The sequence below is a fragment of the Pseudomonas sp. P106(2024) genome (assembly GCF_057480815.1).
In genome coordinates, this window is sequence record NZ_JBLIYU010000006.1 from 122909 (window position 1) to 144217 (window position 21309).

At 65.6% G+C, this 21309-nt stretch carries 18 protein-coding genes; 15 read left to right on the forward strand and 3 right to left on the reverse strand.

Annotated features, from left to right (window positions below; translation table 11 throughout):
• Window positions 1-149 precede the first annotated feature (149 nt).
• Complete coding sequence (locus AC25M7_RS12355; RefSeq protein WP_028692841.1) at window positions 150-932, forward strand: outer membrane protein OmpK; 783 nt, start codon at window positions 150-152, stop codon at window positions 930-932.
• A 167-nt stretch (window positions 933-1099) separates the two neighbouring features.
• Here the strand turns inward: AC25M7_RS12355 and AC25M7_RS12360 are convergent, their stop codons facing one another.
• Window positions 1100-2014 carry a DUF808 domain-containing protein gene (locus tag AC25M7_RS12360; protein WP_486971109.1) on the reverse strand — a complete coding sequence of 305 codons (915 nt, stop codon included), beginning with the start codon at window positions 2012-2014 and terminating at the stop codon, window positions 1100-1102.
• A 149-nt stretch (window positions 2015-2163) separates the two neighbouring features.
• Here AC25M7_RS12360 and AC25M7_RS12365 point away from each other — a divergent pair, with 149 nt between their 5' ends.
• Both AC25M7_RS12365 and AC25M7_RS12370 read left to right on the forward strand, forming a co-directional pair.
• The gene (locus AC25M7_RS12365; RefSeq protein WP_186596089.1) at window positions 2164-2601 is read left to right on the forward strand and encodes a DUF3757 domain-containing protein; all 438 of its coding nucleotides are present in this window, start codon (window positions 2164-2166) and stop codon (window positions 2599-2601) included.
• 107 nt (window positions 2602-2708) lie between these two features.
• Window positions 2709-3320: a TetR/AcrR family transcriptional regulator gene (locus tag AC25M7_RS12370; RefSeq protein WP_028692838.1), complete on the forward strand. Its 612-nt coding sequence runs from the start codon at window positions 2709-2711 to the stop codon at window positions 3318-3320.
• 120 nt (window positions 3321-3440) lie between these two features.
• Here the strand turns inward: AC25M7_RS12370 and AC25M7_RS12375 are convergent, their stop codons facing one another.
• A complete protein-coding gene (locus AC25M7_RS12375) occupies window positions 3441-3881 on the reverse strand; it encodes a GlcG/HbpS family heme-binding protein (RefSeq protein WP_028692837.1) in 441 nt (146 codons plus the stop codon).
• Between the two features lie 257 nt (window positions 3882-4138).
• Between AC25M7_RS12375 and gcl the strand changes: the two genes are divergently transcribed.
• The 8 genes from gcl (at window position 4139) to AC25M7_RS12415 (ending at window position 13827) form a co-directional block, all read left to right on the forward strand.
• Window positions 4139-5914 (forward strand): glyoxylate carboligase, encoded by a 1776-nt coding sequence (gene gcl, locus AC25M7_RS12380; RefSeq protein ID WP_011532933.1) that lies wholly within the window; start codon window positions 4139-4141, stop codon window positions 5912-5914.
• Between the two features lie 54 nt (window positions 5915-5968).
• The gene (gene hyi, locus AC25M7_RS12385; RefSeq protein ID WP_028692836.1) at window positions 5969-6751 is read left to right on the forward strand and encodes a hydroxypyruvate isomerase; all 783 of its coding nucleotides are present in this window, start codon (window positions 5969-5971) and stop codon (window positions 6749-6751) included.
• A 180-nt stretch (window positions 6752-6931) separates the two neighbouring features.
• A complete protein-coding gene (locus AC25M7_RS12390) occupies window positions 6932-7825 on the forward strand; it encodes a 2-hydroxy-3-oxopropionate reductase (protein WP_028692835.1) in 894 nt (297 codons plus the stop codon).
• 242 nt (window positions 7826-8067) lie between these two features.
• Window positions 8068-9342, forward strand: a complete 1275-nt coding sequence (locus AC25M7_RS12395; RefSeq protein WP_062362549.1) for a glycerate kinase type-2 family protein — start codon at window positions 8068-8070, stop codon at window positions 9340-9342.
• Window positions 9339-10754, forward strand: a complete 1416-nt coding sequence (gene pyk / locus AC25M7_RS12400; protein ID WP_028692833.1) for a pyruvate kinase — start codon at window positions 9339-9341, stop codon at window positions 10752-10754. Before AC25M7_RS12395 ends, pyk begins: the two co-directional genes overlap by 4 nt.
• Before the next feature lie 208 nt (window positions 10755-10962).
• Complete coding sequence (locus AC25M7_RS12405) at window positions 10963-11838, forward strand: urea transporter (protein WP_028692832.1); 876 nt, start codon at window positions 10963-10965, stop codon at window positions 11836-11838.
• A gap of 45 nt (window positions 11839-11883) precedes the next feature.
• Entirely contained in the window at window positions 11884-12705 is an 822-nt protein-coding gene (locus AC25M7_RS12410) for an ion transporter (RefSeq protein ID WP_028692831.1), read from the forward strand.
• Between the two features lie 123 nt (window positions 12706-12828).
• Window positions 12829-13827: a sulfate ABC transporter substrate-binding protein gene (locus AC25M7_RS12415; RefSeq protein ID WP_028692830.1), complete on the forward strand. Its 999-nt coding sequence runs from the start codon at window positions 12829-12831 to the stop codon at window positions 13825-13827.
• 15 nt (window positions 13828-13842) lie between these two features.
• On the opposite strand, the gene AC25M7_RS12420 is transcribed toward AC25M7_RS12415, so the two are convergent.
• Complete coding sequence (locus AC25M7_RS12420; RefSeq protein ID WP_236248295.1) at window positions 13843-14772, reverse strand: class I SAM-dependent methyltransferase; 930 nt, start codon at window positions 14770-14772, stop codon at window positions 13843-13845.
• A 161-nt stretch (window positions 14773-14933) separates the two neighbouring features.
• Between AC25M7_RS12420 and AC25M7_RS12425 the strand changes: the two genes are divergently transcribed.
• The 4 genes from AC25M7_RS12425 to AC25M7_RS12440 all read left to right on the forward strand — a co-directional run bounded on the left by AC25M7_RS12425 (window position 14934) and on the right by AC25M7_RS12440 (window position 21247).
• A complete protein-coding gene (locus AC25M7_RS12425; protein ID WP_247283391.1) occupies window positions 14934-15587 on the forward strand; it encodes a DsbA family oxidoreductase in 654 nt (217 codons plus the stop codon).
• Window positions 15584-16687 (forward strand): efflux RND transporter periplasmic adaptor subunit, encoded by a 1104-nt coding sequence (locus AC25M7_RS12430; RefSeq protein WP_247283393.1) that lies wholly within the window; start codon window positions 15584-15586, stop codon window positions 16685-16687. The genes AC25M7_RS12425 and AC25M7_RS12430 overlap by 4 nt, the downstream gene beginning before the upstream one ends.
• A gap of 36 nt (window positions 16688-16723) precedes the next feature.
• Window positions 16724-19801, forward strand: coding sequence for a MexW/MexI family multidrug efflux RND transporter permease subunit (locus AC25M7_RS12435; protein ID WP_028692827.1), 3078 nt, complete (start codon window positions 16724-16726; stop codon window positions 19799-19801).
• A 78-nt stretch (window positions 19802-19879) separates the two neighbouring features.
• Window positions 19880-21247 (forward strand): TolC family outer membrane protein, encoded by a 1368-nt coding sequence (locus AC25M7_RS12440; RefSeq protein WP_088851692.1) that lies wholly within the window; start codon window positions 19880-19882, stop codon window positions 21245-21247.
• Window positions 21248-21309 lie beyond the last annotated feature (62 nt).

Here is a 21309-nt window from a genome sequence, read left to right on the forward strand (position 1 = left end):
AGACGTCGAGCAGGACGGTTGTGCCCAACGTGGAAAAGTTGGCGCAGCTCTTGCCAAACAGCTGTGGCCAATTGAAAAAAGCTGACCCAAAAGACAAAAACAGCGCCCGAGCGCTGACAACAGATCCAATCAAGGGAGCGACACTCGCAATGCGTATCATCAATAGCCTGATCCTCGCCGGTGGTCTGCTGGCCTGCGGCGCCAGCCAAGCCGGCGACCTGCTGCAATGGCAGAACAACAGCCTGACCTACTTGTGGGGCAAGAACTTCAAGGTCAACCCCGAGATCCAGCAGACCGTGACCTTCGAGCACGCCGATGCGTGGAAGTACGGCGACAACTTCTTCTTCCTCGACAAGATCTTCTACCAGGGCAAGAAGGACGCCAACAACGGCCCCAACACCTACTACGGCGAGTTCAGCCCACGCCTGTCGTTCGGCAAGATCTTCGACCAGAAGCTCGAGTTCGGCCCGGTGAAGGATGTGCTGCTGGCAATGACCTACGAGTTCGGCGAGGGTGATACCGAGTCCTACCTGATCGGCCCCGGCTTCGACCTGGCCATCCCCGGCTTCGACTACTTCCAGCTGAACTTCTACCAGCGCACCACCGACGGCAGCCGTCCGGGCGACAATGTCTGGCAGATCACCCCGGTGTGGTCCTACACCATTCCCGTGGGCTCGTCCGACATCCTGATCGACGGTTTCATGGATTGGGTGGTCGACAACGACGAGAACCGTCGCGGCACCTACCAGGCCAACCTGCACTTCAACCCGCAGGTCAAGTACGACCTGGGCAAGGCGCTGCACCTGGGCGAGAAGCAGTTGTACGTGGGTATCGAGTACGACTACTGGAAGAACAAGTACGGCATCAAGGACAGCGATGCCTTTACCACCGATCAGAACACCATGAGCTTCCTGGTGAAAGTTCACTTCTGATCTGATGCCAGTGTAAAGCCTGTAAGAGCGGCCTTGCGTCGCGAAAGGGCTGCGCAGCAGCCCCGACGATTTCGCATGATGCCGAGGTCCTGGGGCCGCTTCGCGGCCCTTTCGCGACACAAGGCCGCTCATACCAGGAGATCCGAGGCAAGGCCCGGTCGGGCGCCTCAGTTTGCCGGTTTTACCGCCCGCCACACCTTGCCAGCGACAGCAACCGCCGCCAGCACCACCGCCCCGGCGATCACTCCCGCCACACCATTGAGCAGTGCCCCGGTCAACGCCCCGCCCCGCCCTTCGCTGAACGCCTCGATGGCGTGATGCAGCGGCGCGATGCCGTGCACCAGGATGCCGCCGCCGACCAGGAACATGGCAGCGGTACCGACCACCGACAGGCCCTTCATCATGTAGGGCGCCGCGCGCAGGATGCCGTTACCGACCACGCGGGACAGGTTCGATGCCCGCTGCGTCATCCACAGGCCCAAGTCATCGAGCTTGACGATTCCCCCCACCAGGCCATAGACACCGATGGTCATGACCACAGCGATACCCGACAGCACAACGATCTGCTGGCTCAACGGCGCATCGGCGACGATGCCCAGGGTAATGGCGATGATTTCGGCGGACAGGATGAAGTCGGTACGCACCGCGCCCTTGATCTTGCTCTTCTCATAGGCGACCAGGTCGAGATTGGCGTCGGCCAGCGCTTGCTTGCGCGCCTCGTGCTGCGCCTCGTCCTCGGCCTTGCTGTGCAGGAACTTGTGCGCCAGCTTCTCGAAGCCCTCGAAGCACAGGTAGGCGCCGCCGAGCATCAGCAGCGGTGTCACCGCCCAGGGAATGAACGCGCTGATCAGCAACGCCGCCGGCACCAGGATCGCCTTGTTCAGCAGCGAGCCCTTGGCCACCGCCCACACCACCGGTATCTCGCGTTCGGCGCGCACACCGGTGACCTGCTGGGCGTTGAGCGCCAGGTCATCACCCAGCACCCCTGCGGTCTTCTTTGCCGCGACCTTGGTCATCACCGAGACATCGTCGAGCACCGTGGCGATGTCGTCGATCAGTACCAACAAACTACTTCCTGCCATGCACTACTCCATAAAAAGCGATCTATTCATCCTACGCCACGCAGTCCCATTCCCTGCCGATTGGGAAGATCTGGCCTGCATATCCTATGGCAGGGCATTCCTAGCATAGCGAAGCCACTCCATCGTGCTTCAGACGACAAGGAATACCCATGCTCAAACACGCACTCTCGCTCACTCTGCCTGCGCTGCTCGCAAGCAACGTCATGGCCGCAACCATGGAATTCTGCCCCGCGCCGGCCGAAATCCAGAACACCAACGGCGTACTCACCGCCAGAGCAGAAAGCGGCGATGGCCAATGGCTCGGGCTGCTGAAAGACCAGAACAGCGTCGTGATCTCGTTCGACAGCGCCATATTCTACCCATCCGATGGCAAGGTCGACGGCGTAGGCAGGCTGCGCGCCTGCACCTACAAGACTTCGGGAAAGCAGAGCATAGACATGCGCTACCGTACTGAAGTCACCCCCGACATCCCAATCCGGCTCGCCAATGCACCAGCCTGGAAGCGACATGAGGGTCCCTTCGGCATCATCTATTTCGAGTGTCGCTCGCAAGACCTGCAGGGCTGTGCATTCCGGGAAGCCAGGTAATGCCATCCATGCCGGCCAGCACGGCTGGCCGGCATGGGCGTGGGATGCTTTGTACAAGGGTTCTTGCTACCATCCGTGCTCGCAGCGTCAAAGGACCGTCCCCCACCATGAGCACCATTCGCGAGCGCAACAAGGAACTGATCCTGCGCGCGGCCAGTGAAGAATTCGCCGACAAGGGCTTCGCCGCCACCAAGACCAGCGACATCGCGGCCAAGGCCGGCCTGCCCAAGCCGAACGTGTACTACTACTTCAAGTCGAAGGAAAACCTCTACCGCGAGGTGCTCGAGAGCATCATCGCGCCGATCATGCAGGCCTCGACGCCGTTCAACGCCGACGGTGATCCGAAAGAGGTGCTCAGCGCGTACATCCGCTCGAAGATCCGCATCTCCCGCGACCTGCCCCACGCCTCCAAGGTGTTCGCCAGCGAGATCATGCATGGCGCGCCGCACCTGTCGCCACGCCAGGTCGAGCAGCTCAACGAGCAGGCCCGCCACAACATCGAATGCATCCAGCGCTGGATCGAGCGCGGTCAGATCGCCCATGTCGACCCGCACCACCTGATGTTCAGCATCTGGGCGGCGACGCAGACCTACGCGGATTTCGACTGGCAGATCGCCGTGGTGACCGGCAAGGCCAAGCTGGCCGACAGCGACTATGACGCGGCGGCGGAGACAATCATCCGCCTGGTGTTGAAGGGCTGCGAGCCCGAGGCGGCCTGATAGGGCCAATGGGGCTGCTGTGCAGCCCGTTCGCGACACAAGGCCGCTCCAGAGGTTACGCATTTCCCTGAGCGGCCTTGTGTCGCGATGGGCCGCAGAGCGGCCCCAAAATGACGAGCCTTACGCAGCAACCCCCGCATCCGCCGTCAGCCCCACCTCTTCGATCGCACTGATCGCGCACTGCTCGTCGATATCCGAGGTATCGCCGCTGATCCCGACGGCCCCCAGCACCTTGCCGTCCCGATCACGGATCAGCACCCCGCCCGGCACCGGCACCACCGGCCGCTCGCCCAGCCCGTTCAGCGCGGCATAGAACGCCGGCCGCTGCTGCGAATCCAGCGCCAGCAGGCGCGAGCCCTTGCCCAGGGCCACCGCGCCCCAGGCCTTGCCGATGGCCACCTGCGGACGCAGCAGGGTGGCGCCATCCTCACGCTGCAGCGCCAGCAGGTGCCCGCCGGCATCCAGCACCGCCACGGTCAGCGGCGCGGCGTTGATCTTGCGGCCCGCGGCCAGCGCGGCGTTCACCACGCCGACAGCGTCTTTGAGGGTCAATGCGTTCATGAAAAGGTCCTCTTCTTGTTGTGAGAAGCCCTGAGGGCAGTTGAAAACCAGTAGACAGAATAGAACACAACGAAGGCACGCTTTGTATACAATTATTTGGCTCAATCTCGCCAAGTGCGACGAAATGCCGCCTCATCGCCCAATGACCACTCAGTCAACGCCGCCGACGAAAATGGATTGACCTTTTGCGCCGAGCATGAATACACTCTGCCGCAACACAAGTTGTATACAATTACAAAATCGATGAGGCACAAACCATGAGCAAAATGAGAGCAATCGATGCAGCCGTTCTGGTCATGCGCCGTGAAGGTGTAGATACCGCGTTCGGCATTCCGGGGGCTGCCATCAACCCGCTGTACTCGGCCCTGAAGAAAGTCGGTGGCATCGATCACGTCCTCGCTCGCCACGTCGAAGGTGCCTCGCACATGGCCGAGGGCTACACCCGCGCCAACCCGGGCAACATCGGTGTGTGCATCGGCACCTCCGGCCCTGCCGGCACCGACATGGTCACCGGCCTGTACAGCGCCTCGGCCGACTCCATCCCGATCCTCTGCATCACCGGCCAGGCACCGCGCGCACGCCTGCACAAGGAAGACTTCCAGGCCGTCGACATCACCAGCATCGTCAAGCCGGTGACCAAGTGGGCAACCACCGTCCTGGAACCAGGTCAGGTGCCCTACGCCTTCCAGAAAGCCTTCTATGAAATGCGCACCGGCCGCCCGGGCCCAGTGCTGATCGACCTGCCGTTCGACGTACAGATGGCCGAGATCGAATTCGACATCGACGCCTACGAGCCGCTGCCAGTACACAAGCCACAAGCCAGCCGCGTACAGGCCGAGAAGGCCCTGGCCCTGCTCAATGACGCCGAGCGCCCGCTGCTGGTAGCCGGTGGCGGCATCATCAACGCCGACGCCAGCGACAAGCTGGTCGAGTTCGCCGAACTGACCGGCGTGCCGGTGATCCCGACCCTGATGGGCTGGGGCACCATCCCGGACGACCACGAACTGATGGTCGGCATGGTCGGCCTGCAGACCTCGCACCGCTACGGCAACGCCACCCTGCTCAAATCCGACCTGGTGTTCGGCATCGGCAACCGCTGGGCCAACCGCCACACCGGCTCCGTCGACGTCTACACCGAAGGCCGCAAGTTCGTGCATGTGGACATCGAGCCGACCCAGATCGGCCGCGTATTCACTCCGGACCTGGGTATCGTTTCCGATGCTGGCAAGGCACTGGACGTGTTCCTGGAAGTAGCCCGCGAGTGGAAAGCCGCCGGCAAGCTCAAGTGCCGCAAGGCCTGGCTGGAAGACTGCCAGCAGCGCAAGGCCACCCTGCAGCGCAAGACCCACTTCGACAACGTGCCGGTCAAGCCGCAGCGCGTGTACGAAGAGATGAACCAGGTGTTCGGCAAGGACACCTGCTACGTCAGCACCATTGGCCTGTCGCAGATCGCCGGCGCGCAGTTCCTGCACGTGTACAAGCCACGCCACTGGATCAACTGCGGCCAGGCCGGCCCGCTGGGCTGGACCATCCCGGCCGCCCTCGGCGTGGTCAAGGCCGATCCGAAGCGCAAGGTCGTCGCGCTCTCCGGTGACTACGACTTCCAGTTCATGATCGAAGAACTGGCGGTGGGCGCGCAGTTCAACCTGCCGTACGTCCACGTGCTGGTGAACAATGCCTACCTCGGCCTGATCCGCCAGGCCCAGCGTGGCTTCGACATGGATTACTGTGTACAACTGGCCTTCGAGAACATCAACGCCACCGACGCCGCCACCTACGGTGTCGACCACGTCGCCGTGGTCGAAGGCCTGGGCTGCAAGGCCCTGCGCGTGTTCGAACCGGCCGACATCGCTCCTGCCCTGCTCAAGGCGCAGAAGATGGCCGAAGAGTTCCGTGTGCCGGTGGTGGTCGAAGTGATTCTCGAGCGCGTGACCAACATTTCCATGGGCACCGAGATCAACGCGGTTAACGAGTTCGAAGACCTCGCCCTGGTCGGCAACGACGCGCCGACCGCCATCTCGCTGCTGGACTGATCGCCTGACGCCCCCGCGCCTTGCGCGGGGGTCTTCAACGCAAGGAGACGACTTATGCCTCGCTTCGCCGCCAACCTGTCCATGCTGTTCACCGAACAGGACTTCCTGGCCCGCTTCAAGGCCGCCGCCGACGCTGGTTTCAGCGGTGTCGAATACCTCTTCCCGTACGATTTCAGCGCCGCCGAGATCAAGCAGCAGCTCGACGCCCACGGCCTGACCCAGGTGCTGTTCAACCTGCCGGCCGGCGACTGGTCCAAGGGTGAGCGCGGCATCACCTGCCACCCCGACCGCGTCGAGGAGTTCCGCGCTGGCGTCGACAAGGCCATCGAGTACGCCAAGGTGCTGGGCAACACCCAGGTCAACGCCCTGGCCGGCATTCGCCCCGAGGGCCTGGACTGCGCCACCGTGCGCAAGACCTTCGTCGACAACCTGCGCTACGCCGCCGACAAGCTCAAGGCCGCCGGGATCCGCCTGGTCATGGAAATGATCAACACCCGCGACATCCCGGGCTTCTACCTGAACACCACGAAACAGGCCCTGGAGATCCAGGCCGAGGTGGGCAGCGACAACCTGTTCCTGCAGTACGACATCTACCACATGCAGATCATGGAAGGTGACCTGGCCCGCACCCTGGAAACCAACCTGAAGCTGATCAACCACGTGCAGCTGGCCGACAACCCGGGCCGCCACGAGCCGGGCACCGGCGAGATCAACTACCGCTTCCTGTTCGAGCACCTGGACCGCATCGGCTACCAGGGCTGGGTGGGCGCGGAGTACAAGCCCAAGACCACCACTGAGGCGGGCCTGGGCTGGCTCAAGACCCACAACGCAATTTAAGACCCACGCGGAACTGTTGTAGGAGCGGCCTTGTGTCGCGAAAGGGCGGCGCAGCAGCCCCCGGCAATCTTCCGGCGTGACTGAGATCGTGGGGCCGCTACGCGCCCCTTTCGCGACACAAGGCCGCTCCTACAGGGGCCTGGTCGCCTGTTCATACAAATACAAAGAGGCAGAACTCTCATGGCTAAAATCGGTTTCCTCGGCACCGGCATCATGGGCAAGCCCATGGCCCAGAACCTGCAAAAGGCAGGTCACAGCATCTTCGTTTCCACCCACCACGACGCGGCACCGGCCGACCTGATCGCCGCCGGCGCCGTGGCCCTGGCCAACCCGAAAGAGGTTGCCCAGGAAGCCGAGTTCATCATCGTCATGGTCCCGGATACCCCGCAAGTCGAGAGCGTCCTGTTCGGTGAGAACGGCGTCGTCGAAGGCGTCGGCCCGAACAAGGTGGTAATCGACATGAGCTCGATCTCCCCCACCGCCACCAAGGCCTTCGCCGAGAAGATCAAGGCCACCGGCGCCGCCTACCTGGACGCCCCGGTGTCCGGCGGCGAAGTCGGCGCCAAGGCCGCGACCCTGAGCATCATGGTCGGCGGCTGCCCGAAGGCCTTCGAGCGTACCCTGCCGCTGTTCGAAGCCATGGGCAAGAACATCACCCGCGTCGGCGGCAACGGCGACGGCCAGACCGCCAAGGTGGCCAACCAGATCATCGTCGCCCTGAACATCCAGGCCGTCGGCGAAGCCCTGCTGTTCGCCGCCAAGAACGGCGCCGACCCGGCCAAGGTGCGCGAAGCACTGATGGGCGGCTTCGCCTCGTCGAAGATCCTCGAAGTACACGCCGAGCGCATGATCAAGGGCACCTTCGATCCGGGCTTCCGCATCAACCTGCACCAGAAGGACCTGAACCTGGCCCTGCAAGGCGCCAAGGAACTGGGCATCAACCTGCCCAACACCTCCAACGCCCAGCAAGTGTTCAGCACCTGCGTGGCGCTGGGCGGCGGCAACTGGGACCACTCGGCGCTGATCAAGGGCCTGGAGCACATGGCCAACTTCTCGATCCGCGACGACAAGTGATTTGAATCCGGGGGCTGCTGTGCAGCCCGCTCTACAGGCGGTACGCAATCCCCTGTAGGAGCGGCCTTGTGTCGCGAAAGGGGCGCAAAGCGCCCCCACGATTCCAGATCCAACAACGCTGAACCTGCAACCACAGGTCCAGTGATGACACCGAGCAACACCCGCCCCTGGTTCGGCCTGCACGGAGGCAGTTCCAGGGGCGTTTTCGATTGTGCAAAACAACAAGAATCTGGGAGCCTGCCATGTCGGTCGATCCACAAAAACTCCTGCGCGAGCTGTTCGACACAGCCATCGCCGCCGCCCACCCCCGTCAGGTCCTCGAACCCCACCTGCCCGCCGACCGTAGCGGCCGGGTCATCGTCATCGGTGCCGGCAAGGCCGCCGCCGCCATGGCCGAAGTGGTCGAAAAGAGCTGGCAAGGCGAAGTCTCTGGCCTGGTGGTCACCCGCTACGGCCATGGCGCCAGCTGCCAGAAGATCGAGGTGGTCGAAGCCGCCCACCCGGTCCCCGATGCCGCAGGCCTGGCCGTGGCCAAGCGCGTGCTCGACCTGGTCAGCAACTTGAGCGAAGACGACCGCGTCATCTTCCTGCTGTCCGGCGGCGGCTCGGCCCTGCTGGCCCTGCCCGCCGAAGGCCTGACCCTGGCCGACAAGCAGCAGATCAACAAGGCCCTGCTCAAATCCGGCGCCACCATCGGCGAGATGAACTGCGTGCGCAAGCACCTCTCGGCGATCAAGGGCGGCCGCCTGGCCAAGGCCTGCTGGCCGGCCACCGTCTACACCTACGCGATTTCCGACGTACCCGGTGACCTCGCCACGGTCATCGCCTCCGGCCCCACCGTGGCCGACCCGAGCACCTCGGCCGACGCCCTGGCGATCATCAAGCGCTACAACATCGACGCCCCCAAGGCCGTCATCGACTGGCTCAACAACCCGGCCTCCGAGACCGTCAAGGCCGATGACCCGGCCCTGGCGCGCAGCCACTTCCAACTGATCGCCAGGCCCCAGCAGTCGCTGGAGGCCGCCGCGGTGAAAGCCCGCCAGGCCGGCTTCAGCCCGCTGATCCTCGGCGACCTGGAGGGCGAGTCGCGCGAGGTGGCCAAGGTGCATGCCGGCATCGCCCGGCAGATCGTCCTGCACGGCCAACCGCTCAAGGCCCCCTGCGTGATCCTCTCCGGCGGCGAGACCACCGTCACCGTGCGCGGCAACGGTCGTGGCGGGCGCAACGCCGAGTTCCTGCTCAGCCTCACCGAAAGCCTCAAGGGCCTGCCGGGTGTGTACGCCCTGGCCGGCGACACCGACGGCATCGACGGCTCGGAGGACAACGCCGGCGCATTCATGACCCCGGACAGCTACGCCCGCGCCGAGGCCCTGGGCCTGTCGGCCAGCGATGAGCTGGACAACAACAACGGCTATGGCTACTTCGCCGCCCTCGACGCGCTGATCGTCACCGAGCCGACCCGCACCAACGTCAACGACTTCCGTGCCATCCTGATCCTCGAGACTCCGCAATCATGACGCCTGATAAAAAAGTCAAAATCCTCGCCACCCTCGGGCCTGCGATCAAAGGCATCGATGACATCCGCCAACTGGTCGAGGCCGGGGTGAACATCTTCCGCCTCAACTTCAGCCACGGCGAGCACGCCGACCACGCCCTGCGCTACCAGTGGATCCGCGAAGTCGAGCAGCAGCTCAACTACCCGCTGGGCATCCTCATGGACCTGCAGGGGCCGAAGCTGCGGGTCGGCCGCTTCGCCGACGGCAAGGTCCAGCTGCAACGCGGCCAGGCCCTGCGCCTGGACCTGGACAAGACCCCGGGCGACAGCCGCCGGGTCAACCTCCCGCACCCGGAGATCATCGCCGCGCTGGAGCCGGGCATGGACCTGCTGCTGGACGACGGCAAGCTGCGCCTGCGCGTCACCGCCAAGCACGGCGACGCCATCGACACCGAAGTGCTGGCCGGTGGCGAGTTGTCCGACCGCAAGGGCGTCAACGTGCCCCAGGCGGTGCTGGACCTCTCCCCGCTGACCGAAAAGGACCGCCGCGACCTGGCCTTCGGCCTGGAGCTTGGCGTGGACTGGGTGGCGCTGTCGTTCGTCCAGCGCCCTGAGGACATCGTCGAGGCCCGCCAGCTGATTGGCGAGCGCGCCTACCTGATGGCCAAGATCGAGAAGCCCTCGGCGGTCGAGCAGTTGCAGGCCATTGCCGAGCTGTCCGACGCGATCATGGTCGCCCGTGGCGACCTCGGCGTGGAAGTGCCGGCCGAGAGCGTGCCGCAGATCCAGAAGGGCATCATCAATACCTGCCGTCAGCTGGGCAAGCCGGTGGTGGTGGCCACGCAGATGCTTGAATCGATGCGCTTCTCCCCGGCCCCGACCCGCGCCGAGGTCACCGACGTGGCCAACGCCGTGGCCGAAGGTGCCGATGCTGTGATGCTGTCGGCCGAGACCGCCTCGGGCGACTACCCGCTGGAAGCGGTGCAGATGATGAGCAAGATCATCCGCCAGGTGGAGAACGGCCCGGACTACCAGGCCCAGCTCGACGTCGGCCGGCCCAAGGCCGAAGCCACGGTGTCCGATGCCATCAGCTGCGCGATCCGCCGTATCAGCGGCATCCTGCCGGTGGCGGTGCTGGTCAACTACAGCGAGTCGGGGGCCTCGACCCTGCGCGCCGCCCGCGAGCGGCCACGGGCGCCGATCCTCAACCTGACGCCGAACCTCAACACCGCGCGCCGCCTGAGCGTGACCTGGGGCGTGCACTCGGTGGTCAACGACCGCCTGCGCCAGGTCGACGAGGTGGTCTCCACGGCGCTGGAGATCGCCCAGGCGCAAGGCATGGCCAGCCGTGGCGACACGCTGCTGATCACCGCCGGTGTGCCTTTCGGCAAGCCGGGTTCGACTAATACGCTGCGCATCGAGACCTTGGTCTGAGATCGCCGGGGGCGCTGTGCGCCCCTTTCGCGACACAAGGCCGCTCCCACAGGGATCACACCCAGGCCTGAACACACGATCCCTGTGGGAGCGGCCTTGTGTCGCGAAAGGAGGGCGCAGCCCTCCCCGTACACCGATGCAACAGAACTGCGGATAACCCGAGGCCCAAAGAGGCCCACCGCTCCCCCACCCACTTTACCGACTGCCCATGTACACCAAGAATTTCGTCAACCCGTGCCCGGACTGGGCCACGGCCTTGCTCAACGGCTTCAGCCAGGTGCTGCTGCTGCGCAATCCCCTGTGCGGCCTGTGCTGCCTGCTGGCCATCCTGCTGACCGCTCCGAACCTGGTCGGCGGTGCCCTGCTTGGCGCCCTCGCCGGCCTGCTCACCGCCCAGCGCCGCGGCTACGAACGCGCCGACCGCCAGGCCGGGCTGTATTGCTACAACGGCGTGCTGATCGGCATCCTGATCAGCGCCGTGCTGCCCTGGTCGGCGATCCTGCCGCCGCTGATCATCGCCGCCGGCGGCCTGTCGAGCATGCTCACCCACCAGTGGCGCAAGCGTGGCGGCAAGCTGCTGATCGCCTACACCGCGCCCTTCGTGCTGCTAGGCTGGGCCACCCTGCTGCTGGCCGAGCCGTCGGCCAACGGCTATGTCGAGGCAGACCCTGTGTATGCCCTGCTGCGCGGCGTGGGGCAGATCTTTTTGCTCGACAAGCCCATGGCCGGCCTGCTGATCGTCATCGGCATGTACTTCGCCAACCCCTATGCCGCCACCTGGGCGGTGATCGGCTCGGCCATCGGCGGCGGGGTCGCGCTGCTGGCCGGTGAAGCGCAAGGGGCCTGGTTGGGGCTTTATGGCTTCAATGCGGCACTGGCCGCGCTGGCCTTCAGCCGCCAGGGCGAGAAACCCTGGGTGACCTTGCTCGCCATCGCCTGTGCCTTGCTGCTACAGCCATTGTTCAACCTGCTACCGCTCGCCGGGCTGACCGCGCCGTTCGTCACCGCCTGCTGGCTGATGCACCTGGGCAACCATCTGGCCCAGCTCAACCAGCGCCGTAACGCGCCTCGCTTGCACAGCTGAAACACAGCCCCTAGGCTCTGCCCATTCGCACAATGGAACGCGCCCATGGACAACCCTTCGAGCCTGCGCGAGCGGCTCTACGTCATCGTCTTCCAGACCGACACCGTCGCTGGAAGACGCTTCGACAAGATCCTCCTGCTGATCATCCTCGCCAGCCTGGTCACGGTGATTCTCGACAGCATCGACGATGTTCACCAGAACTACGCCGGGCTGCTGGCCGGCATCGAGTGGGGTTTCACGGCGATCTTCCTCGCCGAGTACATCACCCGCCTATACTGCTCGCCCAAGCCGCTGCGCTATGCCTTCAGCTTCTACGGGCTGGTCGACCTGCTGGCGATCGTGCCGGGGATCATCGCCCTGTACTACAGCGACGCCCAGTACCTGCTGATCATCCGGGTGATCCGCATGCTGCGGATCTTCCGCGTGCTCAAGCTCAGCCCCTATCTGAAGCAGGCCCACTACCTGCTGGCGGCGCTGCAAGGCAGCAAGCAGAAGATCATCGTGTTCCTGGTCAGCGTGTCGACCCTGGTCACGGTGTTCGGCACGCTGATGTACGTGATCGAAGGGCCGGAGCACGGCTTTACCAGCATTCCCAAGGGCATCTACTGGGCCATTGTCACCCTGACCACGGTAGGCTTCGGCGATATCGTGCCGAAGACGCCGCTGGGGCAGGTGCTGTCGTCGCTGGTGATGATCACCGGTTACTCGATCATTGCCGTGCCCACCGGCATCTTCACCGCCGAACTGGCCAATGCCCTGCGTGGCGAGCAGTTGCAGCATGACTGCCCGACCTGCGCCAAGCACCACCACGAGCATGGCGCGGCGTTCTGTTCGCGCTGTGGCAATGCGTTGTTTCCAAAGCAATAGGCAGCGTCCCAAGGCGGGGCAAGCATAAGCAAAGAGCCATTTGATCTTTAGCGACCAAAGCGCCAAACGCTATAGTCGCTGGCATATCGCCAACCCTTTGAATCAGAACAAGGAATGCCCCCAGTGAAAAAACTCTTCAGCGCCTCGCTGCTCGCCGCGGGCCTGGCCCTGGGCAACCTCGCCCAGGCCGCCCCGACCCTGCTCAACGTCTCCTACGACGTGATGCGCGACTTCTACAAGGACTACAACCCGGCGTTCCAGAAGCACTGGGAGGCCGAGCACAAGGAGAAGGTCAATGTGCAGATGTCCTTCGGCGGCTCGAGCAAGCAGGCGCGCGCGGTGATCGATGGCCTGCCGGCCGACGTGATCACCATGAACATGGCCACCGACATCAACGCCCTGGCCGACAACGGCAAGCTGGTGCCGGACAACTGGGTGAGCCGCCTGCCGAACAACAGCGCGCCGTTCACCTCGGCCACCGTGTTCATCGTGCGCAAGGGCAACCCCAAGGCGCTGAAGGACTGGCCGGACCTGCTCAAGGACGGCGTGCAGGTGATCGTGCCCAACCCCAAGACCTCGGGTAACGGCCGCTATACCTACCTCTCGGCCTGGGGCTACGTGCTCAAGCAGGGCGGTGACGAAACCAAGGCCCGCGACTTCGTCGGCAAGCTGTTCAAGCAGGCGCCGGTCCTGGACACCGGTGGCCGCGCCGCCACCACCACCTTCATGACCAACCAGATCGGCGACGTGCTGGTGACCTTCGAGAACGAGGCCGAGATGATCGCCCGCGAGTTCGGCCGCGACCAGTTCGAAGTGATCTACCCGAGTGTGTCGGCCGAGGCCGAGCCGCCGGTGAGCGTAGTGGACAAGGTGGTAGCCAAGAAAGGCACCCAGGCCGTGGCCGAGGAATACCTGAAGTACCTGTGGTCGCCCGAGGCTCAGGAAATCGCCGCCAACAACTACCTGCGCCCGCGTGACGCCACCGTGCTGGCCAAGTACACCGACCGCTTCCCGAAAGTCGACTTCCTGTCCGTTGAAAAAACCTTCGGCGACTGGCGCACCGTGCAGAAGACCCACTTCAATGACGGTGGCGTGTTCGACCAGATCTATACCAACAAGTAACCGCCCTTCGCCGGGTCAGGCCTGCTGGCGGAACACCAGCGCCTTCAGGCCACCCTCCGGATCCGCATCCGGAAACTCCGGCGGATTCTTAAGCCGCTCGACAAACACCAGCCCCGGCGCCTGCTCGGCCATCCCCTCGATGAGAAACTGCGGCCCGATCCCCGGATCGTTGACGCAGGCCAGCACCGTACCGCCTTCAGTCAACAACTCCGGCAAACGCCGAAGGATCTTGGCGTAGTCCTGGGTCAGCACGAAGCTGCCGCGCTGGAAGGTCGGCGGGTCGATGATGATCAGGTCATACGGCCCGTACTTGCGCACCTTGCCCCATGACTTGAACAGCTCATGCCCCAGGTACGCGACCCGCGAGGCGTCATGGCCGTTGAGTCGGTGATTGTCGCGGCCCCGGGACAGCGCCGACTTGGCCATGTCCAGGTTGACCACCTGCTCGGCGCCACCGGCGATCGCCGCCACCGAAAAGCCGCAGGTGTAGGCGAATAGGTTGAGTACGCGCTTGCCGGCCGCCTGCTCGCGTACCCAGCGTCGGCCATAGCGCATGTCGAGGAACAGGCCGTTGTTCTGGCGCACGCCCAGGTCGAGCAGGTACTTCAGGCCATCCTCGACCACCTCGCGCTGCTGGCACGGCTCGCCCCACAACCACTGGCCAGGGCTGTCCGGCAGGTAGCGGTGCTGCAGCAGGATGGCCTGGCCGGTCCACTGCGGGCGCTCGGCCAGCGCCATCAGCATCGCTTCGAGCTCGGCCAGCTGGCCCTCGGGCGGCTCGCGGAACAGCGCCACCAGCAACACGCCGTCGAGCCAGTCGACGGTGATCTGCTCGAGTCCCGACCAGCAACGGCCACGGCCATGGAACAGGCGGCGGGTCTCCCGGGGGGCGGGGTCGAGGGCGGCGAGCAGGTGCTGCTCGAGGGTGGCGATGGCTGGGCTCATGTCGGCTACGGTCAGGCAAAAGCGCCATTCTACCCGCTCAAGGCCGGGCCGGGCGGTCATCAATGAAGGGGATGAGAGGGTTTGCGGCACTTTTGTCGCTTTTTTCTTGCCGGGGCGCTGTGGATAGTGCGGCCATCCCTCCCTGAAACCGGATCACTGCCATGTCACCCCTGAAAGTCGAATTCTTCCACGATGTCGTCTGCGGCTGGTGCTTCGTCCTCGCCCCGCGCCTCAAGCAGTTGAAGGACGAACTCAACCTGGACATCCAGCACCGCAGCTTCATCCTGCAGACCAGCCGCGAGGCGATGGTCGAGCGCTTCGGCTCGATGCCCAAGGCCAAGGAAACCATCCTCAGCCACTGGCTGTCGTGCTCGCGCGCTGAGGACGTCAAGCGCATCAACATCGAAGCCATGCGCCAGCAGGACTTCGAATACCCCACCGGCCTGCTCTCGGGCCTCGCCTGCCAGACCGCCAAGGCGCTGGGCGGCAACGAAGGCCACGAGCGTATGTTCGACCGCCTGCAGGAAGCCCACCTGGTGCAGGCCCGCAACATCGGCGACCGCGCCACCGTGCTGGCCGTGGCCGCCGAGGCCGGCTTCGACCCGCAGGCCTTCGCCACGGCATTCGACCAGCAGGCCCCGCAGATGCTCGATGAAGAGCTGGCCCTGGGCCGGCGTCTGGGCATCAGTTCGGTGCCCAGCCTGGTGATCGATGGCCGTTACCTCATCCCCGGCGCCCTGAGCCTCGAGCAGCTGCGCCAGACCTTCATCCAGGTCCGTGCCAACCAGAACCAGGCGCAAGGAGCCGCCCAATGAAAAACCGTTACTGGATCGCCGCCGGCACCTCGCTGTCGCTGCTGACCATGGCCCTGCTGCCCGCCCCGGCGGTAGTGGCCAACGACGCCCCCGCCGCCCAGGCCAACGCCACCCCGGTGGCGGTCGCCCGGGTGCAGTCCGGCCCCATGCCGCAGGTGCTCAGCGCCGTCGGCACCCTGGAGGCGGTGCACCAGGTCAATGTCTCGCCGGAAGTCGGCGGGCGCATCACCGCGCTGGAGTTCACCGCCGGCAAGGCCGTGGCCGCAGGCCAAGTGCTGGTCAAGCTCAACGACGCTCCCGAGCGCGGCGAGTTGGCCAAGCTGCAGGCCCAGGCCAAGAACGCCAAGCTGGCCCTGGAACGCACGCGCAAGGTGCTGCCGCTGGCCTCCACCCAGGCCCAGCTGGACCAGGCCCAGGCCAACTATGACCAGTTGCTCGGCGAGATCGCCCAGGTCCAGGCGCAGATCGCGCAGAAGACCATCCGCGCCCCGTTCGCCGGCGTGCTGGGCATCCGCAAGGTCAACCTCGGCCAGTACGTCAGCCCCGGCGACAGCCTGGTGACCCTCACCGAGCTGTCGCGCCTGCACGTCAACTTCCCGCTGCCCGAGCAGTCCGCCGCCGCCCTGCAGGCCGGCCAGGCCATCACCCTCAAGGTCGATGCCTGGCCGCAGCAGCGCTTTGTCGCCGCGGTGACCACCCTGGAGCCGCAGATCGACCCGGGCGCCCGCTCCATGCAGGTGCAAGCGACCCTCGACAACCCCGGCCAGCAACTCAAGCCGGGCATGTTCGCCAACGTCAGCATCGAGCTGCCGAGCCACGCCGATGTGCTCAGCGTGCCGGAAACGGCGATCAGCTACAGCGCCTACGGCAACTCGCTGTACGTGCTGCGCGAGAAGGACGGCGCGCTGCGCGTGGAGCAGGTGTTCGTCAAGCTCGGCGCCCGCCGCGACGACCGCGTGGTGGTGCTCGACGCACTGACGCCGGGCGACCGCGTGGTGGTGTCCGGGCAGATCCGCCTGAGCAACGGCATGCCGGTGCGGGTCACCGACGACACCCTGGCCGCCAGCACCACGCGCAAGCCGGACCTGGCCCAGCAGTAATGGGTTTGCGTGCCACTGAAAAGGACCTGTAGCACCATGAAATTCACCGACCTGTTCATCCGCCGCCCGGTACTGACCCTGGTGGTCTGCGCGATGATCGTCATGCTTGGCCTGCTGGCGCTGCTGAACCTGCCGATCCGCCAGTACCCGCAGCTGGAAAGCGCGACCATCACCATCACCACCGAATACCCCGGCGCCCGCTCGCAGCTGATGCAGGGCTTCGTCACCCAGCCCATCTCGCAGGCCGTGGCCTCGGTCGACGGCGTCGACTACCTGAGCTCGACCTCGACCCAGGGCAAGAGCGTCATCAGCGTGCGCCTGAAGCTCAACGCCGACTCCAACAAGGCCCTCACCGAGATCATGGCCGCCGTCAACCAGGTCAAGTACCGCCTGCCCGAAGGCGCCTACGACTCGGTGGTGGCCAAGTCTTCCGGCGAAGGCACGGCGGTGATCTACGTCGGCTTCTCGAGCAAGGACATTGGCCTGCCGGCGATCACCGACTATATCTCCCGCGTGGTGCAGCCGCGCCTGGCGGCCATCGACGGCGTGGCCGAAGCGCAGATCCTCGGCGGCCAGAAGCTGGCCATGCGCCTGTGGCTGGACCCGGCGCGCATGGCCGCGCGCAACCTGTCGGCCAGCGACGTGGCCGAGGCCATCCGCCAGAACAACTTCCAGGCCGCCCCCGGCCAGACCAAGGGCCAGTACGTCTCGGCCAACATCAACATCAACACCGACCTGACCAGCGTCGACCAGTTCCGCCAGATGGTGGTGCGCCGCGACGGCGACACGCTGATCCGCCTGAGCGACATCGGCACCGCCGAGCTCGGCGCCACCTCCTATGACACCAGCGGCATCATGGACGGCGAGCCGGCGGTGTTCATCGGCCTGCACGCCACCCCCGCCGGCAACCCGCTGACCATCGTCGGCGCGGTGCAAGAGATGATGCCGCAGATCCGCGAGACCATGCCGCCGGGCATGACCGCCAACATCGTGTTCGAGGTGGCGCGCTTTATCCAGGCGTCCATCGATGAAGTGGTCAAAACCCTGATCGAGGCCGTGGTGATCGTCGCCGTGGTGATCTTCCTGTTCCTCGGCTCGCTGCGCAGCGTGCTGATCCCGCTGGTGACCATCCCGCTGTCGCTGATCGGCGCGGCGGCGATCATGAGCCTGTTCGGGTTCAGCATCAACCTGCTGACCCTGCTGTCGATGGTCCTGGCCATCGGCCTGGTGGTGGACGACGCCATCGTCGTGGTGGAGAACGTCCACCGCCATATCGAGGAAGGCAAGTCGCCGTTGCAGGCGGCGCTGGTCGGCGCCCGCGAGATCGCCGGCCCCGTGATCGCCATGACCCTGACCCTGGCCGCGGTGTACGCCCCGATCGGCCTGATGGGCGGGCTGACCGGCGCGCTGTTCAAGGAGTTCGCCTTCACCCTCGCTGGCGCCGTGGTGGTGTCCGGCGTGGTGGCGCTGACCCTGTCGCCGGTGATGAGCGCCTTCCTGCTCAACCGCCAGGCCAGCGAAGGGCCGATGGCCCGTGGCGCCGAGCGCTTCTTCCAGTGGCTGGGCAAGGGCTACGGCCGCGTGCTGGACGTCTCCCTGCACCACCGCTGGCTGACCCTGGCAATTGCCGCGGCGGTATTCGTCAGCCTGCCGATCCTCTACCTCGGCGCCCAGCGCGAGCTGGCGCCGGTCGAGGACCAGGCCCAGGTGCTGGCGGTGGCCAAGGCACCGCAGTACGCCAACATCGACTACACCGAGATGTACGCGCACCGCATGGACCGCCTGTTCGCCACCTTCCCGGAAACCGACATCACCTGGGTGGTCAACGGCAACGACGGCCCGCGCACCGCGTTCGGCGGCGCCAACCTGAGCACCTGGGAAAAGCGCCAGCGCAGCGCCGACCAGTTGCAAGCCGAGATCCAGAAAGCCGTGGGCGAGATCGAGGGCGTGGCCATCTTCGCCTTCCAGCTGCCGCCGCTGCCCGGTTCCACCGGCGGCCTGCCGGTGCAGATGGTGATCCAGAGCTCCCAGGACCACCGCGTGGTGTTCGACGCCATGGACAAGATCAAGCAGGCGGCCATGGCCAGCGGCCTGTTCGCCGTGGTCGACTCCGACCTGGACTTCAACAGCCCGCTGGTCAACATCAACATCGACCGCAGCAAGGCCAACGACCTGGGCATCAGCATGCAGGCCATCGGCGACGCCCTGGCGGTGCTGGTGGGCGAGAACTACGTCAACCGCTTCGCCCTCGACGGCCGCTCCTACGACGTGATCCCGCAGGTGGCACGAGCCCAGCGCCTGTCGGCGGAAATGCTGGTCGGCCAATACGTCAAGGCCGCCAACGGCGCCCAGGTGCCGCTGTCGACCCTGGTCAGCTTCGACATGTCGATCGAGCCCAACAAGCTGACCCAGTTCAACCAGCTCAACTCGGCCACCCTGCAGGCGGTGCCGGCGCCGGGCGTGAGCATCGGCGACGCGGTGCAGTTCCTCGCCGCCCAGGCCAATGCCCTGCCCACCGGCTTCAGCCATGACTGGCTGTCCGATGCCCGCCAGTTCGTCCAGGAAGGCAGCGCCCTGGTGGTGACGTTCATCTTCGCCATCCTGGTCATCTACCTGGTGCTGGCGGCGCAGTTCGAAAGCCTGCGCGACCCGCTGGTGATCCTGGTCAGCGTGCCGATGTCGGTGTGCGGCGCGCTGATCCCGCTGTACCTGGGCTACGCCACGGTGAACATCTACACGCAGATCGGCCTGGTGACCCTGGTCGGCCTGATCAGCAAGCATGGCATCCTCATGGTCGAGTTCGCCAACGAGCTGCAGCAGGCCGACCAGCTCGATCGCCGCACGGCCATCGAGCGCGCCGCGCAGATCCGCCTGCGGCCGATCCTGATGACCACCGCGGCCATGGTGGTGGGCCTGGTCCCGCTGCTGCTGGCCAGCGGCGCCGGTGCCCACAGCCGCTTCAGCCTGGGCCTGGTGATCGTCATCGGCATGCTGGTCGGCACGCTGTTCACCCTGTTCATCCTGCCCACCGTGTACTCGCTGCTGGCCAAGGACCACCGCGCCAGCGAAGACCCACGCCTGCAGGAACTGGCCGCCTACACCCAGCCGGCCTGAGCCCTTCGCCCGCCCTCCCCTGTGGCAGCCGTGATCGGCTGCCCCTGGGAGCGGCCGGCCCGGATAAAGAGAAACGACATGCTACGTAAGACCCTTCTGCCCCTGCTGTTCCTGGCGCCCCTGGCCCAGGCCGTTGCCGCCGAGCGCGCGACACTGATGTCGGTGTACGCCCAGGTGGTCGAGCACAACAGCGACATGGCCGCCGCCCGCGAGAACTACCTGGCCCGCCGCGAGGCCGTGCCCCTGGCCCGCGCCCGCCTGCTGCCGCAGGTGGCCCTGGATGCCGAGGCCGGCGACGTGCGCAGCGACCGCCACCGGGTCGAGCAGCGCAGCGGCAGCCTGTACCGCCTGAGCCTCGACCAGCCGTTGTTCGACCTCAGCCGCTGGTTCGACTTCAAGGCCGCGCAGTCCGAGAACGAACAGGCCGAACTGGACTTCTCGGCGTTCCAGCAGCAACTGATCCTCGACACCGCCAGCCGCTACTTCGACACCCTGCTGGCCGAGGACAACCTGGCCACCGCCAAGGCCGAGCTGCGCGCCTTCGACCGCCAGTTGCAGCAGACCCGGCTGAGCTACGACGCCGGCCTGTCCGACCAGAACGACATGCTCTCGGCCCAGGCCAGCTTCGACCGCGCCAGCGCCAACCTGATCGACAGCCAGCGCCGCAGCGAAGACGCCTACCAGGCGCTGATGCGCCTGACCGGGCAGGCGCAACCGGCATTGGCCGGGATCCGCCACAGCCTGCCGGTGCAAGCGCCGGTGCCCGCGCGCGCCGAGGCCTGGGTCGAACAGGCCATGGCGCAGAACCTGCGCCTGCGCGCCAGCCAGGCCGCCGTCAGCCAGGCCGGCCAGACCCTGCGCAGCAGCAAGGCCGATCACCTGCCGACCTTCAACCTGGCCATGGGCTACGCCGAGGGCGACAGCGACCTGATGGATTCCAGCGCGCACTTCGGCCAGCGCTCCGGCAACCAGCGCGACAGCTCGGTGATGGTGCAGATGAAGCTGCCGCTGTTCAGCGGCGGCGGCACCAGCGCGCGGGTACGCCAGGCCACCCATGAGCTGGCGCGCACCGAGTACGGCCGCACCAGCCTCGAACGCGAGGTGCTGGAAGGGTCGCGCAACGCCTTCCGCGCGGTGGTCAGCGATGTCGAGCAGGTGCGCGCGCGGCGCCAGAGCATCATCTCCAGCCAGGGCTCGTTGCGGGCCACCGAGGCGGGGTATGAGGTGGGCAGCCGCAACATCGTCGATATCCTCGATGCCCAGCGCGACCTGTACAACGCGGTGCGCGACTACAACGTCTCGCGCTATGCGTACATCGTCGACAGCCTGCGCCTGAAGCAACAGGCCGGCAGCCTGAGCCCGGATGACCTGCGTGAGCTGGCGGGGTATCTGAAGCTGGACTACGAGCCGGAGCGGGATTTCCTGCCGAGTGATTTGCGCGGGTAAGGTATTGGCAACACCGGCCCTATCGCGGGGCAAGTCGCAGCGGCGCACCGGCGCTGCGACTT